General features: G+C 62.5%; 15 protein-coding genes. 9 read left to right on the forward strand and 6 right to left on the reverse strand.

Translation table 11 applies throughout. The features are described 5' to 3' along the window. Positions 1-106 precede the first annotated feature (106 nt). Genes AD662_RS17065 through AD662_RS17090 form a run of 6 tightly spaced genes read left to right on the forward strand, consistent with a single transcriptional unit; the run spans position 107 to position 6176 of the window. Positions 107-3031, forward strand: coding sequence for a monovalent cation/H+ antiporter subunit A (locus AD662_RS17065; protein ID WP_033062886.1), 2925 nt, complete (start codon positions 107-109; stop codon positions 3029-3031). Next, entirely contained in the window at positions 3031-3375 is a 345-nt protein-coding gene (locus AD662_RS17070; protein WP_003202835.1) for a Na+/H+ antiporter subunit C, read from the forward strand. Before AD662_RS17065 ends, AD662_RS17070 begins: the two co-directional genes overlap by 1 nt. Further along, complete coding sequence (locus AD662_RS17075) at positions 3372-5057, forward strand: monovalent cation/H+ antiporter subunit D (protein WP_053189096.1); 1686 nt, start codon at positions 3372-3374, stop codon at positions 5055-5057. Before AD662_RS17070 ends, AD662_RS17075 begins: the two co-directional genes overlap by 4 nt. After that, the gene (locus tag AD662_RS17080) at positions 5054-5542 is read left to right on the forward strand and encodes a Na+/H+ antiporter subunit E (RefSeq protein WP_018612748.1); all 489 of its coding nucleotides are present in this window, start codon (positions 5054-5056) and stop codon (positions 5540-5542) included. Before AD662_RS17075 ends, AD662_RS17080 begins: the two co-directional genes overlap by 4 nt. Next, positions 5539-5817, forward strand: a complete 279-nt coding sequence (locus AD662_RS17085; protein WP_018612749.1) for a K+/H+ antiporter subunit F — start codon at positions 5539-5541, stop codon at positions 5815-5817. The genes AD662_RS17080 and AD662_RS17085 overlap by 4 nt, the downstream gene beginning before the upstream one ends. Beyond that, positions 5814-6176, forward strand: a complete 363-nt coding sequence (locus tag AD662_RS17090) for a Na+/H+ antiporter subunit G (protein WP_018612751.1) — start codon at positions 5814-5816, stop codon at positions 6174-6176. Before AD662_RS17085 ends, AD662_RS17090 begins: the two co-directional genes overlap by 4 nt. A 177-nt stretch (positions 6177-6353) precedes the next feature. Here AD662_RS17090 and AD662_RS17095 read toward each other — a convergent pair whose 3' ends face one another. The 3 genes from AD662_RS17095 to AD662_RS17105 all read right to left on the reverse strand — a co-directional run bounded on the left by AD662_RS17095 (position 6354) and on the right by AD662_RS17105 (position 8511). Continuing rightward, positions 6354-6791: a DUF3995 domain-containing protein gene (locus AD662_RS17095; RefSeq protein WP_018612752.1), complete on the reverse strand. Its 438-nt coding sequence runs from the start codon at positions 6789-6791 to the stop codon at positions 6354-6356. Between the two features lie 140 nt (positions 6792-6931). Then, positions 6932-7942 (reverse strand): ABC transporter substrate-binding protein, encoded by a 1011-nt coding sequence (locus AD662_RS17100; RefSeq protein ID WP_053189099.1) that lies wholly within the window; start codon positions 7940-7942, stop codon positions 6932-6934. 119 nt (positions 7943-8061) lie between these two features. Then, on the reverse strand, positions 8062-8511 hold the full coding sequence (locus AD662_RS17105; protein WP_003202850.1) for a hypothetical protein: 450 nt from the start codon (positions 8509-8511) through the stop codon (positions 8062-8064). A 428-nt stretch (positions 8512-8939) separates the two neighbouring features. Between AD662_RS17105 and AD662_RS30170 the strand changes: the two genes are divergently transcribed. The 3 genes from AD662_RS30170 (at position 8940) to AD662_RS17115 (ending at position 9868) form a co-directional block, all read left to right on the forward strand. Continuing rightward, positions 8940-9176 carry a hypothetical protein gene (locus AD662_RS30170; RefSeq protein WP_024619513.1) on the forward strand — a complete coding sequence of 79 codons (237 nt, stop codon included), beginning with the start codon at positions 8940-8942 and terminating at the stop codon, positions 9174-9176. 137 nt (positions 9177-9313) lie between these two features. Then, on the forward strand, positions 9314-9544 hold the full coding sequence (locus AD662_RS17110) for a hypothetical protein (protein ID WP_003202853.1): 231 nt from the start codon (positions 9314-9316) through the stop codon (positions 9542-9544). An 87-nt stretch (positions 9545-9631) separates the two neighbouring features. Beyond that, positions 9632-9868, forward strand: coding sequence for a DUF2789 family protein (locus tag AD662_RS17115; protein WP_018612759.1), 237 nt, complete (start codon positions 9632-9634; stop codon positions 9866-9868). Positions 9869-10102: 234 nt separating this feature from the next. Here AD662_RS17115 and AD662_RS17120 read toward each other — a convergent pair whose 3' ends face one another. The 3 genes from AD662_RS17120 to AD662_RS17130 all read right to left on the reverse strand — a co-directional run bounded on the left by AD662_RS17120 (position 10103) and on the right by AD662_RS17130 (position 13641). Next, complete coding sequence (locus tag AD662_RS17120) at positions 10103-11770, reverse strand: methyl-accepting chemotaxis protein (protein ID WP_408003941.1); 1668 nt, start codon at positions 11768-11770, stop codon at positions 10103-10105. Positions 11771-11886: 116 nt separating this feature from the next. Beyond that, positions 11887-12291, reverse strand: a complete 405-nt coding sequence (locus AD662_RS17125) for a TraR/DksA family transcriptional regulator (RefSeq protein WP_003180518.1) — start codon at positions 12289-12291, stop codon at positions 11887-11889. Positions 12292-12618: 327 nt separating this feature from the next. Next, positions 12619-13641, reverse strand: a complete 1023-nt coding sequence (locus AD662_RS17130; protein WP_018612765.1) for an ABC transporter permease — start codon at positions 13639-13641, stop codon at positions 12619-12621. Positions 13642-13644: the final 3 nt, after the last annotated feature.

Here is a 13644-nt window from a genome sequence, read left to right on the forward strand (position 1 = left end):
GTAAGAAAACTCCACCTCTCTTGTAGGATTCTGCGACACCCTCGCGGTTGGTGATCGGGAATACGCCACGTATGATCCCTCACAACCTCCCGCCGAATAGAAGCCTATGTCACTGATAGTTCTATTGCTTTTGCCCTTCATCGGCAGCTGTGTCGCGGCGCTGCTGCCGCATAACGCCCGTAACGCCGAATCACTGCTGGCCGGCCTCGTCGCCCTGGCCGGCACGGTTCAGGTGGCCTTGCTGTATCCGCAGATCGCCGACGGCGGCGTGATCCGTGAGCACTACACCTGGTTGCCCAGCCTGGGCCTGGATTTCGTATTACGCCTGGACGGCTTCGCCTGGCTGTTTTCGTTGCTGGTGCTGGGCATCGGCACGCTGGTGTCGCTGTACGCTCGCTACTACATGTCGCCGGATGATCCGGTGCCGCGCTTCTTCGCATTTTTCCTCGCGTTCATGGGCGCCATGCTCGGGTTGGTGATCTCCGGCAACCTGATCCAGATGGTATTTTTCTGGGAACTGACCAGCCTGTTCTCGTTCCTGCTGATCGGCTATTGGCACCACCGCGCCGACGCTCGACGCGGTGCCTACATGGCGTTGATGGTGACCGGGGCTGGCGGGCTTTGCCTATTGGCCGGGGTGATGCTGCTCGGCCATGTGGTGGGCAGCTATGAGCTGGACAAGGTCCTGGCCGCCGGCGACCTGATCCGTGCCCATGCCCTCTACCCCATCCTGTTGCCGCTGATCCTGATCGGCGCCTTGAGCAAAAGCGCCCAGTTTCCGTTCCACTTCTGGCTGCCCCATGCCATGGCCGCCCCCACGCCGGTGTCGGCGTATCTGCACTCGGCCACCATGGTCAAGGCCGGGGTGTTCCTGTTGGCGCGGTTATGGCCGTCGCTGTCGGGCAGCGAAGAGTGGTTCTACATCGTCGGCGGCGCGGGAGCCTGTACGTTGCTGCTGGGCGCCTACTGCGCGATGTTCCAGAACGACCTCAAGGGCCTGCTGGCCTACTCCACCATCAGCCACCTCGGGCTGATCACCCTGCTGCTGGGCCTGAACAGTCCGCTGGCGGCCGTGGCGGCGGTGTTTCATATCCTCAACCACGCCACGTTCAAAGCGTCGCTGTTCATGGCCGCCGGGATCATCGACCACGAAAGCGGCACCCGCGACATTCGCAAGCTCAGCGGCCTGGTGCGGCTGATTCCGTTCACCGCGACCCTGGCCATGGTCGCCAGCGCGGCGATGGCCGGGGTGCCGTTGCTCAACGGTTTCCTGTCCAAGGAAATGTTCTTCGCCGAGACCGTGTTCATTTCCGCCACGGCCTGGGTCGAACTGGCGCTGCCGATCATCGCTACCATCGCCGGGACCTTCAGCGTCGCCTACTCCTTGCGGTTCACCGTGGATGTGTTCTTCGGCCCCACCGCCACCGACCTGCCCCATACCCCTCACGAACCACCGCGCTGGATGCGCGCGCCGGTGGAACTGTTGGTGTTCACCTGCCTGTTGGTGGGGATCTTTCCGGCCCAGGTGGTCGGCTCGTTGCTCGCGGCCGCCGCGTTGCCGGTGGTGGGCGGCACACTGCCTGAATACAGCCTGGCGATCTGGCACGGCCTGAACGCACCGATGATCATGAGCCTGGTGGCCATGTCCGGCGGCATCGTCCTGTACCTGCTGCTGCGCAAACAGCTCCGGCAAGGGCACATCAAGCACCCGCCGTTCATTGGCCGGCTCAGTGGCAAGCGCTTGTTCGAGCGCTGCCTGGTGCTGATGATGCGCCAGGGTCGGCGGTTGGAGCGCAAGATCAGTACCCGGCGCCTGCAAGCCCAACTTTTTTTCCTGGTGCTGGCGGCGGTATTGGCCGGGCTGATCCCGATGCTGCACAGCACGCTCGTCTGGGGCGACCGGCCGAAGATCCCCGGTTCCATCGTCTTCGTCACCCTGTGGCTGCTGGCGATCGCCTGTGCCCTGGGCGCGGCCTGGCAGGCCAAGTATCACCGGCTCGCGGCCCTGACCATGGTCAGCGTCTGCGGCCTGATGACCTGCGTGACCTTCGTCTGGTTCTCCGCCCCCGACCTGGCCTTGACGCAACTGGTGGTGGAAGTGGTTACCACCGTGCTGATCCTGCTGGGCCTGCGCTGGCTGCCACGGCGGATCGAGGACGTCTCGCCGCTGCCCAACAGCGAGCGGCGCGCGCGTATCCGACGCCTGCGGGACTTGCTGCTGTCCATCGCCGTCGGCGGCGGTATGGCGCTGTTGTCCTATGCGATGCTCACGCGCCAGACGCCTAACGACATCTCTTCGTTCTACTTGAGCCGTGCTCTGCCCGAAGGCGGCGGCAGCAATGTGGTGAACGTGATGTTGGTGGACTTCCGGGGCTTCGACACCCTCGGGGAAATCACCGTGCTGGTGGCGGTGGCCCTGGCGGTGTTCGCCCTGCTGCGGCGTTTCCGCCCACCGAAGGAAAGCATGCAGTTGCCAGCGCAACAGCGCCTGCTGGCGCCGGACGTGGTCACCGATCTGGTCAACCCGCGCCATGCCAGCGATACCGCATTGGGCTTCATGATGGTGCCGTCGGTGCTGGTGCGCCTGCTGCTACCGATCGCCCTGGTGGTGTCGTTCTACCTGTTCATGCGCGGCCACAATCAACCCGGTGGCGGCTTCGTGGCCGGGCTGGTGATGTCCGTGGCGTTCATCCTGCAATACATGGTCGCCGGCACCCAGTGGGTCGAGGCGCAAATGAGCCTGCGGCCGCTGCGCTGGATGGGCACCGGGCTGTTGTTCGCCACCGCCACCGGCCTGGGATCGATGGCCGTGGGTTATCCGTTCCTGACCACCCACACCTGGCATTTCGAATTGCCGCTGCTGGGGGATATCCATCTGGCCAGCGCGCTGTTCTTCGACATCGGTGTGTACGCCGTGGTGGTCGGTTCCACCCTGTTGATCCTCACCGCCCTGGCTCACCAGTCGGTACGGGCCCATAAGCCGGGCCTGCAAGCCAAACCCGTCGCCGCCGTCAAAGGAGCCACCGCCTGATGGAAGAAGTCATCGCAATCGCAATCGGCGTACTGGCCGCCTCCGGTGTCTGGCTGGTGTTGCGGCCACGGACCTTCCAGGTGGTCATGGGCCTGTGCCTGCTGTCCTACGGCGTCAACCTGTTCATCTTCAGCATGGGCAGCCTGTTCATCGGCAAGGAACCGATCATCAAGGACGGCGTGCCCCAGGACCTGCTGCACTACACCGACCCGCTGCCCCAGGCGCTGGTGCTGACGGCCATCGTGATCAGCTTCGCCATGACTGCGCTGTTCCTGGTGGTGCTGCTGGCGTCCCGGGGCCTGACCGGCACCGACCACGTGGACGGCCGGGAGCCCAAGGAATGATGTTGACGCCTCATCTGATCGCCGCGCCTATCCTGCTGCCGCTGCTGACCGCCGCGTTGATGCTGATGCTGGGCGAGAAACACCGCCCGCTCAAGGCACGGATCAATCTGCTTTCCAGCCTGCTGGGCCTGGGCATCGCGGTGCTGTTGCTGAACTGGACCCAGGACCAGGCCCTGCCCGCGTCCATTGGCGTGTACCTGCCCGGCAACTGGCAGGCGCCGTTCGGCATTGTCCTGGTGGTCGATCGCCTGTCGGCGCTGATGCTGGTACTGACCGGCATCATCGGCGTCAGCGCCCTGCTCTTCGCCATGGCCCGCTGGGACGGCGCCGGGGCGAGTTTCCATGCGCTGTTCCAGATCCAGCTGATGGGCCTCTACGGGGCCTTCCTGACGGCGGACCTGTTCAACCTGTTCGTGTTCTTCGAAGTGCTGCTGGCGGCTTCCTACGGCCTGATGCTGCACGGATCGGGCCGGGCGCGGGTGTCGTCAGGCCTGCATTACATTTCCATCAATCTGCTGGCCTCGTCGTTGTTCCTGATCGGCGCCGCGCTGATCTATGGCGTCACCGGCACGTTAAACATGGCCGACCTGGCCCTGAAAATCCCGCTGGTGCCAGAGGCCGACCGCGGCTTGCTGCACGCCGGGGCCGGCATCCTTGCGGTGGCGTTCCTGGCCAAGGCCGGGATGTGGCCGCTGAACTTCTGGCTGGTGCCAGCCTATAGCGCCGCCAGCGCACCGGTGGCGGCGCTGTTTGCGATCATGACCAAGGTTGGCGTCTACACGATCCTGCGCCTGTGGACGTTGCTGTTCTCCGGCCAGGCCGGCGCCTCGGCGTATTTCGGCGCCGACTGGCTGGTCTATGGCGGCATGGCGACCATCGCCTGCGCCGCCATTGCCATTCTCGCGGCCCAACGGCTGGAGCGCATGGCGAGCCTGAGCATCCTGGTCTCGGCCGGGATCCTGTTGTCGGCCATCGGCTTCGCCCAACCGAACCTGGTGGGGGCGGCGCTGTTTTACCTGGTGAGCTCGACCCTGGCGCTTTGCGCGCTGTTCTTGCTGGCCGAGCTGATCGAACGCTCGCGCTCGGCCAATGAACTGTCCCTGGACGACGACTTCGACACCTTGCCGCGACCGCTGGAATCCCTGCAACCGCCCAAGGGCATCAACCTCGACGACGAGCAGAAAGCCGTGGTCGGGCAGGTGATTCCCTGGACCATGGCCTTCCTTGGCTTGAGCTTTATCTTCTGTGCGCTGTTGATTATCGGCATGCCGCCGCTGTCGGGGTTCATCGGCAAGCTGAGCCTGCTGAGCGCCTTGCTCAATCCCCAAGGCTTCGGAGCCAGCGGCGGGGAGTCGGTATCAAACCAGGCGTGGGGCCTGTTGGCCTTGCTGATCCTCTCGGGGCTGGCCTCGCTGATTGCCTTTTCACGCCTGGGCATCCAACGTTTCTGGACGCCCCAGGAACGCCCGTCACCGTTGCTGCGGCCGTTCGAATGCCTGCCGATCGTCGTGCTGCTGGGCCTGGGCATCGCCCTGACCTTCAAGGCCGAACCGTTGCTGCGCTACACCCAATCCGCCGCCGATACGCTGAACAATCCGGAACATTATGTGATGTCGGTACTCGCCACCCGCGCCGTGCCCAACCCCGAGACCCGCACCGCATTGCGGGAGGTGCAGCCATGAAGCGCCTGTTGCCCGCCCCGTGGTTGTCCCTGGCGCTGTGGTTGCTGTGGCTGGTGTTGAACCTGTCCGTCAGCGCCGGGCATCTGCTGCTGGGCGCAGCGCTGGGCTTCCTGGCGCCGTTGATGATGCGCCCGTTGCGCCCACGGCCCATCCGTATCCGCCGGCCGTGGGTGGTGTTGCGCTTGTTCCTGCTGGTGGGCCGTGATGTGCTGGTGTCCAACGTGGCGGTGGCCTGGGGGGTGCTGAACGCCGGACGCCGCCCGCCTCGCTCGCGGTTCATCAAAGTGCCGCTGGACCTGCACGACGCCAACGGCCTGGCCGCGTTGTCGATGATCACCACGGTGATCCCGGGGACAGTCTGGTCGGAACTGGCCCTGGACCGCAGCATCCTGTTGATGCACGTGTTCGATCTGGAAGACGAGGCGTCTTTCATCGCGCATTTCAAGGCTACGTACGAGCGCCCGTTGATGGAGATTTTCCAATGAGCCCCCTGCTGTCCAATGCGATCCTGTTGAGCCTGTTCCTGCTCTCCCTGGCGATGGTGTTGACCCTGTGGCGACTGTTCAAGGGCCCTTCGGCGCAGGATCGGGTATTGGCCCTGGACTATCTGTACATCGTGGCGATGCTGATGATGCTGGTGCTGGGCATCCGTTATGCCAGTGACACCTATTTCGAGGCGGCGCTGCTGATCGCCCTGTTCGGCTTTGTCGGCTCGTTTGCCCTGGCCAAGTTCCTGTTGCGTGGCGAGGTGATCGAATGACCGGCGAACTGTCGATGTGGGTCGAAATCCCGGTGGCGATCCTGCTGGTGCTCGGCAGCCTCTTCGCCCTGGCCGGAGCGATCGGCCTGGTGCGCTTGAAGGACTATTTCCAGCGCATGCACCCACCGGCCCTGGCATCCACACTGGGCGCCTGGTGCGTGGCACTGGCTTCGATCGTGTATTTTTCGGCGCTCAAGTCCGCGCCGGTGTTGCACGCCTGGCTGATCCCGATCCTGCTGTCCATCACCGTCCCGGTGACCACCCTGCTCCTGGCCCGGGCGGCGTTGTTCCGCAAGCGCATGGCCGGGGATGATGTGCCGGCGGAAGTGAGCAGTCGCAGGACCGGGCACGACGGCTGACCGCTACCTTAAGGCAAACACCCTTTGTGGCGAGGGGATTTATCCCCGCTGGGCTGCGCAGCAGCCCTAAGTGCAGTCACCTCGGTGTGTCTAGCTAGTTGTGCTCTGCCTTTTTGGGGCTGCTACGCAGCCCAGCGGGGATAAATCCCCTCGCCACAGGCCGGGTGACGGAGTGACTCAAGCCCACGCCACCGCCAGCAACCCGGCCCCAAGCACCACGCACAACGGCGAGTAGACCCAGGTGTCGAGCCTGGCGAATGTCGAGTCCTTGACCTCCTTGAAGAAGCCCACCAGGTTCGACTCGCCAATGGCCCGGGCGAACATCAGCAAGGCAATCGCGCTGATCAGCCACTGCAACGCCCGATGAGTGACCGGCTGCGCCAGCAGGCCGACCCGCAGGCACACCAGCAGCGCCACCATCAGCAGCGCCAGGGCCACCAGCAAGGTCAGCCAGCCCGAGGGATCGAACGCCGGTCGCAGCGCCTCCCCCTGCTTCACCGGTACCTGAGGCACCACAGCCTTGGCCGCCCACCGCCCACCCAGGGCCCAATACATATGAATCAAGCTGATGGTCGCAAACACTGCGACCAGCGACCGAGCCAATAAAAGCGTCATTCGCCAGCCTCCTGAAAAGGGTTGAACAATCATCCTAGCTCGAATTTGGCATTTCGCTGGACGGGCGCAGATTGCCAGTTCCCAGCGAATGATTCATTGCCCAGGATCAAGCGTTCAACCTGCTGGCACGCGAGAACGCCCTAGAGACCGGCAGACACCTTGTCCGCCACCTCCTTGGGCAGCCAGGCCTGCCAGACCTGTGGATGCGCCTTGAGGAACGCCTCGGCGGCTTCACGAGGTGGGATGCGCTTCTCGCTCATGTCGGCCAGAGCCTTGTTCAACGGTTCGATGGGCAAGTCGACCTTGCTGAAGAACTCGGCAATCTCCGGGTATTGCTTCTGGAACGGCGCAGAGACGCCAATCGACAGTTTCGAGGCCAGTGAGCGGGTCGGCTTCGGGTTGGGGTTATCGGCGTCGGTCAGGGTTTTCCAGGCCTCGGCATCGAACGGCGGCTCTTGCAACTGCACCAGCTTGAAGCGCCCGAGCAGTGGCGTGGGCGACCAGTAATAAAACAGGATCGGCTTGCCCCGGCGGATCGTCGAGCTGATTTCCGCATCCAGCGCCGCCCCCGAACCGCTGCGAAAATTCACGTAGCTGTCAGACAGGCCATACGCCTTGAGCTTCTGTTTGTTGACCACCTCGGAGGTCCAGCCAATGGGGCTGTTGAGGAAGCGCCCCTTGTCGGGGCTCTCCGGGTCCTTGAACACATGCTTGTAGCGCGCCAGGTCTTCGACACTGCGCAAATCCGGCGCCAAGGGTTTGATGCCCTTGGCTGGGTCGCCCTTGATGACGTATTCGGGCACCCACCAACCTTCCGTCGCGCCTTTGACCGTATCGCCCAGGGCGATCACCTTGCCTTCGGCCTCGGCCTTGACCCACACCGGGCTGCGGCCGGCCCATTCCTCGCCGATCACCTGGATGTCGTTATTGGCCAGGGCGGTTTCCAGGGTAATGGTGGTGCCCGGCAATGTGTCGGTCTGCAACCCGTAGCCTTTTTCGACGATGATCCGCAGGATATCGGTGATCAGGCTGCCACTTTCCCAGTTCAAGTCGGCAAAGTGGATCGGCGCTGTGGCGGCCGACGTCGGAAGGGGTGAAACCAACACCGCGAAGGTGGCCCAGGCAGCCAGCCACTGTCGAACTCGTTTCATGCTTTGCACCTCATGCCAGATACAGCAATAGCTGAACGGCCCTGCGCAACCGAACGCAAGCCCTGAATAGTTCAGTCAATTGACTGTAGCCGAGGTTCCAGCGAGATCTTGCGAAACGGTCACTCGCTGGCCTTGAAGGTCACCAGTTCGCCCTTGCGCCACTTGGCGGCCTTGGCGGTGACCGCCTTCAAGGTCTTGGTCAAGCCTTCCTGCAACTGTTCGTTGGCCGCAAACACGGTCACCACGCTGTGGCCTTCCTTGAACAGGATTGCCTGACCACCGGGGGTCGTGACGAAAGCGTAATCGCCAAGGCCATAGACCGTCAGCTTGATTTCGCGAAAGCGGATTTCAAACTTGCCACCTTCGCGGCTGGGCAATACCGCCGCGCGAAAATGATCACCGACCTTGAGCTCCAGCCTGGGCTTGTCATCGACCACCAGGGCCGACTCGGTGTCGATTTCGGCGACATAGATACCTTCGGCGGTCTGCTCGGTGATGTAGACGAAACGTGACTGGAAGAGTTTGACCAGTTTTGCCCGCAGGTCACCAAGTACGAATAACGCATGCATGTCGAGATTACTTACTGCCAAGGAAACATCCCCATCATTTGAAAAAGGCCCGTCCTGCACAAAGGACGGACCACGAGAACCCGTACCGACTGTAGTGTCGTAATGGACCTGTAACTGAAATTCGAAGTGAACGGAGCGCCCTGTCCCGGGCCGAGAGCAGACTAAAGGTTGCCGCTCTCGCCGTCTTTCCCGGGGGGTCGCCAGAGGCTGAAGGAAAAAGCCACTCTGAGCATCGGAAAAGATGGGACTACTAACTTTAGGGAAATTTCTCACTTAAAAAAGCATTTTTCTGACATCGAGCCCAAAAAAAATTGCTTTAGATAGGCGCAACCGTCCACACGACACTGCCGATTCTAGAGCAGCCGACAGCGTGGAGACTACTCGAAGTACCCGACAATTCGTCGGTAAACCATAGAAAAGGAATTCACATGGCCACTTTTACAACCCTGCCCCACCCCGTCGCCCCTTGCATCGTCGACACAGATGACACCTTTGACGGGGTCGATTGCTTGCCCATTTCGTTGATTCAACCACGTTATCGGGTCGTTTTGGCCGGCAAGTGTTTTTTTCACATTGAGGAAACATCGACTGGACGAGTAAGAGGTTTCCGAACCGACCATAACGAAGCCTGCTACCTGGCCAGGCGTCTCGAACGCAGCGCCTGAGCCTATATATGCCCGTCCATGACTTAACTCAGCCGCCGACGGGCAACTGCTGCCATACTGCCCGCCCAGCGAAGCCGTCGCCCATCGACGGATTGCGCACCCATAGCATGAGTATGACTTCGAGGAGAAGGCGCGACGTGACGGAATTTGATATCGGCGAATTTTTTATCCGGGGCGAAGCCAGAGAAGTCGAAGGCGAGTTCCAGGCCGTCATCGTTATGCGCGCCAAGCCACCCTTGACCACCGTCAGTTGCCACCAGGTGGAGAAGGATCGCTGGTTCAAGACCGCGGAGATCGCTGCCGAGGCCGCCAGGGAAGCGGCCAAGGCGTTGAAGGCCGCCGTGGATGAAGGGGCCTTGAAAGCCTGAGCCCGATCGAACTCCTGATGAGCGCTTGCCTCAGATAAAGGGAAGCACCGAGGCGCCACGACGGCGCCCCGACCAAAGGAGACTCCCATGGAACAACCTTCCCACGAACTCAAGACCCTGTTCGACCAACTGGGCCTGCCCTCCGACGACAAGGCCATTGACGACTTCATCATCGCCCACCCGCTGGCCCCGGAGATCAAGCTGGTGGAGGCCGATTTCTGGTCGAACCAGCAGAAAGACCTGCTCCGGGAATGGCTGCTCGCCGACGGCGAAGAAGCGGTGCTGGTGGATCAGCTGAACGTGCGTCTGCACGGTGGCAAATAGCCTCAAGAGCCACCAGCGCTTTTTGTGGCGAGGGGGATTTACCTGTGGGAGCAAAGCTTGCTCGCGATGAAGACGACGCGGTTTTCCAGGAAACCGAGGCGCTTGCATCGCGAGCAAGCTTTGCTCCCACAACCACAGCGGTGGCGCATCGCGGGCAAGCCTTGCTCCCACAGCCACAGCGGTGGCGCATCGCGGGCAAGCCTTGCTCCCACAGCCACTCGGTGCTATTGAAGCCTAGCGCGGCTTCTCGGGTTTGTAGCCCAGGCGCAAACCACCCCAGTGACGCCCCTTGAGCATGATCGGTACGGAAAGATCGTGCATCAACTCACCCGTGTCTCGGGTGTAGGTCTGGAGCAGCACTGGCTGCTGGTGGCTGCCGCAGCGGATCCCGGTGCGGTCGGAGAATTTGCGCTTGGTACGGTTATTCAGCGTGTCCACCTGGGGATCGCCGGTCAGCGGCTGGCTGAAGACCTTGTTATGGGTCGGCACGTAGCCCTGCTGGGTGCAGGCAATCGCAAACACCAGGCCCTCATGCCGAGCAAGCAAGGGCTCTTGGATCGCCGGCAGTACCTGGTCGGTGTAACGGTCGAAGCGGGTCTGGAATTTGGCTGGCTGGGTATTGGGGATCGGCTGGTAGTTGCGGTCGAACAGGTCCTCCAGGCTGACACGGCCCTGGTCGATATCGACCTCGAACTGCGCGGCGATCTGGCTCGCCCCTTCGCGCGCCAGGTCGTAGACCCGTTGGTGATAATCGTCGAGGCCCACCTCGGCCAGGCGTTCGCTGATGGTTTCGGCCTGGCCTTCCATTTGCACCGCCGCTTCGGCCAGGCGCTGGGTCTGCTGGTCGCTGATGGACAGGTCGCCGCGCATCTGCTCGATGGCGTGGAACAGGCTGTCGAGTTGTTCGCGATTGGTGTCGGTGCCTTCGGCGATGGCGCTGACCTGGGTTTCGACGCCGGCGGCGAGCCGGGCGATGTTTTCCAGATGCTGGCCGGTGTGCTCGACCTGCTGCACGCCAATGTCCAGGTCAGCGGCCAGTTGACGGATCTGCTCCACCACCTGGGCGGTGCGCTGCTGGATGTCGGCCACCATCACCCCGACCTCGCCGGTCGCTGCCGCGGTACGCCCGGCCAGGCCACGGACTTCATCGGCCACCACCGCGAACCCACGGCCATGCTCACCGGCCCGTGCCGCCTCGATGGCCGCGTTCAGCGCCAGCAGGTTGGTCTGGCTGGCGATCGACTGGATCACCAGGCTGACCCGCTGGATTTCATCGCTGCGTACGCTCAGGGCTTCGATCAACTCACGGCTGTCGTTTGCGCGCTGGCTGAGCTGGTGCATGCGGCTGATGGACTCCACCAGCTCGCTGCGCCCGGCCACACTGCTGCGATGGGCCTCGCTGGCGGCGCTCAGGGCCTGCTGGCTGAGTTGCGAAGTGGCCTGTTCGGTGGCGATCATCGATTCGGCATTGCTGACGATCTGCGCCGCCGCATCGAGTTGGGACTGGACCTTGCCGGCCAGTTGCTTGACCGAATAGGCGACACCGGCCGCTGACAGCGCATTATGGCTGGTGGTGTAGGACAGGTCGCGGGTCAGCTCGGCCAGTGTGTCGGTCGCGGGTGCGGGCGCCGCGGCCACGCGCGAACGCAGGCGCGGTAACCAGACGATGAGCATGACCAGCGGCAGGCCCAGGTACAGCGACCAGCCGCCCAGGGCCATGCCACACAGCAGCAAGGCCAGGGCGAGACTCTGCAAGGTCGGCGTCAGCCAGCGCGCCGCGCTTTTTGTCTCAGGTACCGAGGCCGGCACCGCACCCGCCAGCGTTCCGTCTGTCGCCATGTTCGTCACCCACACTCTCGTTGTTATGAGCGCATTAAACGCCACTACCGAGCCATTATCCATGGTCCATTAGTCGCGTTCTTGCAGCAGATCAACGGGAGTAGACGAACGAGCACGGGCGAAAGCAAAAGATCGCGGCCTTCGTCAAAAGGTCGCGATCTTTTGTTGGAAAACGCGAATCAGGCCTGACGCTGGTGCTTGTCGATCTGTTCGTGACGTTCCTGGGCTTCGATGCAGTATTTGGTGGTCGGGCTGATCAGCAGGCGCTTGAGGCCAATAGCCTCGCCACTGTCGTCGCACCAGCCGAAGCTGTCGTCGTTGATGCGGTCCAGGGCTTGCTCCAACTGAGGCAGCATGCGCTGGTCGCGATCGATGGCATTGACCAGCCAGGTACGCTCTTCTTCTACGGAAGCAGCGTCCGCCGGGTCAGCCGGGGTGTCCAGGCTCTCAATGGCGATTCGGTTCTGTTCGATGCGCTCGTGGGTTTCGACCTTCATGTTCTGCAACAGCTTGGTGAAGAAAGCCAGCTGCTCGGCATTCATGTAGTCATCCGCCGGCATGGCCAGCAACTTTTCCTTTGTCATTGATATCTCTATAAAAAAACGTGCATTAAGGCGAATTATGGAGCGTCCCGCAGCGCAGCTGCCACGCTCATCAGGAAGGCGCCGTCTATTCCAAGCGCCACCCGGCACTCAATTTACGAGGGGCGGCAGTCTAAGGCCGAGTCGAGGCCTCAGCAACTGAAAACATAGGGAAAATGTCCGACAACCCCTTCAAATGTTCTCTGACAGGCTTTTGGCAGTCATCGGAGTGCGTTTATAACAAGAAATTCGGTGCAATAGCTGTATTAAGAAGACAAATGGCAACGCCACGCGGGTCAGGCGTGGCGCTTTGTCGCAACTTCCCGGGTATCAGCGCTTGAGTTTGCGCTTGTTGCGGTACTGGTCGATGACCACCGCCACCACGATGATCAGCCCCTTGATGATGTCCTGGATGTAGGCATCGACCCCGACGAAGGTAAAGCCGCTGGCCATCACCCCAAGGATCAGCGCGCCGATCACGGTGCCGGTAATGCGCCCCACCCCGCCTGCCAGGCTGGTGCCGCCGATCACGGCCGCGGCAATCGCGTCCAGTTCATAGGACATGCCCATGCCCGCCTGCCCGGTCGCCGCCCGCGCCGAGGCCACCACGCCGGCCAACCCGGCCAGCAACCCGGCAATGCTGTAGACGATCACCAGGTGGCGCTTGACGTTGATGCCCGAGGTACGCGCCGCCTGCATGTTGCCGCCGATGGCATAGGTGTACTTGCCATACTTGGTGTAGCGCAGGGCGATGTGGAAGATCACTGCTACCACCAGGAAGATGATCACCGGCATCGCGCCATGCCCAATGGCGGTATAGGAATCGGACAGCATGCTCACCGGTTGGCCTTCGGTGTAGTAGCGCGCCAGGCCACGGGCCGAGACCATCATGCCGAGGGTGGCAATGAACGGCGGAATACCGGTCATGGCGATGATGCTGCCGTTGATCGCCCCGGCCAGCAGCCCTACCCCGAGCCCCGCCACCACCGGTATCCACACCGGCAAGTCCGTCAAGGAGGGAAACACCGCCCGGGCGAAGTCAGAAGTCTGGGCCAGGCTGGCGGCAATCATCGCCGACAGCGCCAGCACCGAGCCGGACGACAGGTCGATACCGGTGGTGATGATCACCTGGGTCACGCCGATGGCCAGCAGACCGATGATCGACACTTGCAGGATCATCAGCACCAGGCGCTGGGAGTTCATCAGGAAACTCTGGTCGCGCATGATCCAGCCGAACATTTCGAAGACCAGGCCGATGCCGATCAGCACCAGGAAGATACTCAGTTCCGTCGGCAGTCGCCGGCGCGCCCTGGCCGGTGCGGCCGCGGGTTTGTTTTCCAGTATCGCGTTCATAAC

Origin of the sequence: Pseudomonas kilonensis (assembly GCF_001269885.1) — a bacterium.
Classification (GTDB): domain Bacteria; phylum Pseudomonadota; class Gammaproteobacteria; order Pseudomonadales; family Pseudomonadaceae; genus Aquipseudomonas; species Aquipseudomonas kilonensis.

Coding starts and splice junctions, on each gene's coding strand:
- AD662_RS17065 (WP_033062886.1), top strand. CDS start 107: ATGTCACTGATAGTTCTATTGCTTTTGCCCTTCATCGGCAGCTGTGTC.
- AD662_RS17070 (WP_003202835.1), top strand. CDS start 3,031: ATGGAAGAAGTCATCGCAATCGCAATCGGCGTACTGGCCGCCTCCGGT.
- AD662_RS17075 (WP_053189096.1), top strand. CDS start 3,372: ATGATGTTGACGCCTCATCTGATCGCCGCGCCTATCCTGCTGCCGCTG.
- AD662_RS17080 (WP_018612748.1), top strand. CDS start 5,054: ATGAAGCGCCTGTTGCCCGCCCCGTGGTTGTCCCTGGCGCTGTGGTTG.
- AD662_RS17085 (WP_018612749.1), top strand. CDS start 5,539: ATGAGCCCCCTGCTGTCCAATGCGATCCTGTTGAGCCTGTTCCTGCTC.
- AD662_RS17090 (WP_018612751.1), top strand. CDS start 5,814: ATGACCGGCGAACTGTCGATGTGGGTCGAAATCCCGGTGGCGATCCTG.
- AD662_RS17095 (WP_018612752.1), bottom strand. CDS start 6,791: ATGACGCTTTTATTGGCTCGGTCGCTGGTCGCAGTGTTTGCGACCATC.
- AD662_RS17100 (WP_053189099.1), bottom strand. CDS start 7,942: ATGAAACGAGTTCGACAGTGGCTGGCTGCCTGGGCCACCTTCGCGGTG.
- AD662_RS17105 (WP_003202850.1), bottom strand. CDS start 8,511: ATGCATGCGTTATTCGTACTTGGTGACCTGCGGGCAAAACTGGTCAAA.
- AD662_RS30170 (WP_024619513.1), top strand. CDS start 8,940: ATGGCCACTTTTACAACCCTGCCCCACCCCGTCGCCCCTTGCATCGTC.
- AD662_RS17115 (WP_018612759.1), top strand. CDS start 9,632: ATGGAACAACCTTCCCACGAACTCAAGACCCTGTTCGACCAACTGGGC.
- AD662_RS17120 (WP_408003941.1), bottom strand. CDS start 11,770: ATGGATAATGGCTCGGTAGTGGCGTTTAATGCGCTCATAACAACGAGA.
- AD662_RS17125 (WP_003180518.1), bottom strand. CDS start 12,291: ATGACAAAGGAAAAGTTGCTGGCCATGCCGGCGGATGACTACATGAAT.
- AD662_RS17130 (WP_018612765.1), bottom strand. CDS start 13,641: ATGAACGCGATACTGGAAAACAAACCCGCGGCCGCACCGGCCAGGGCG.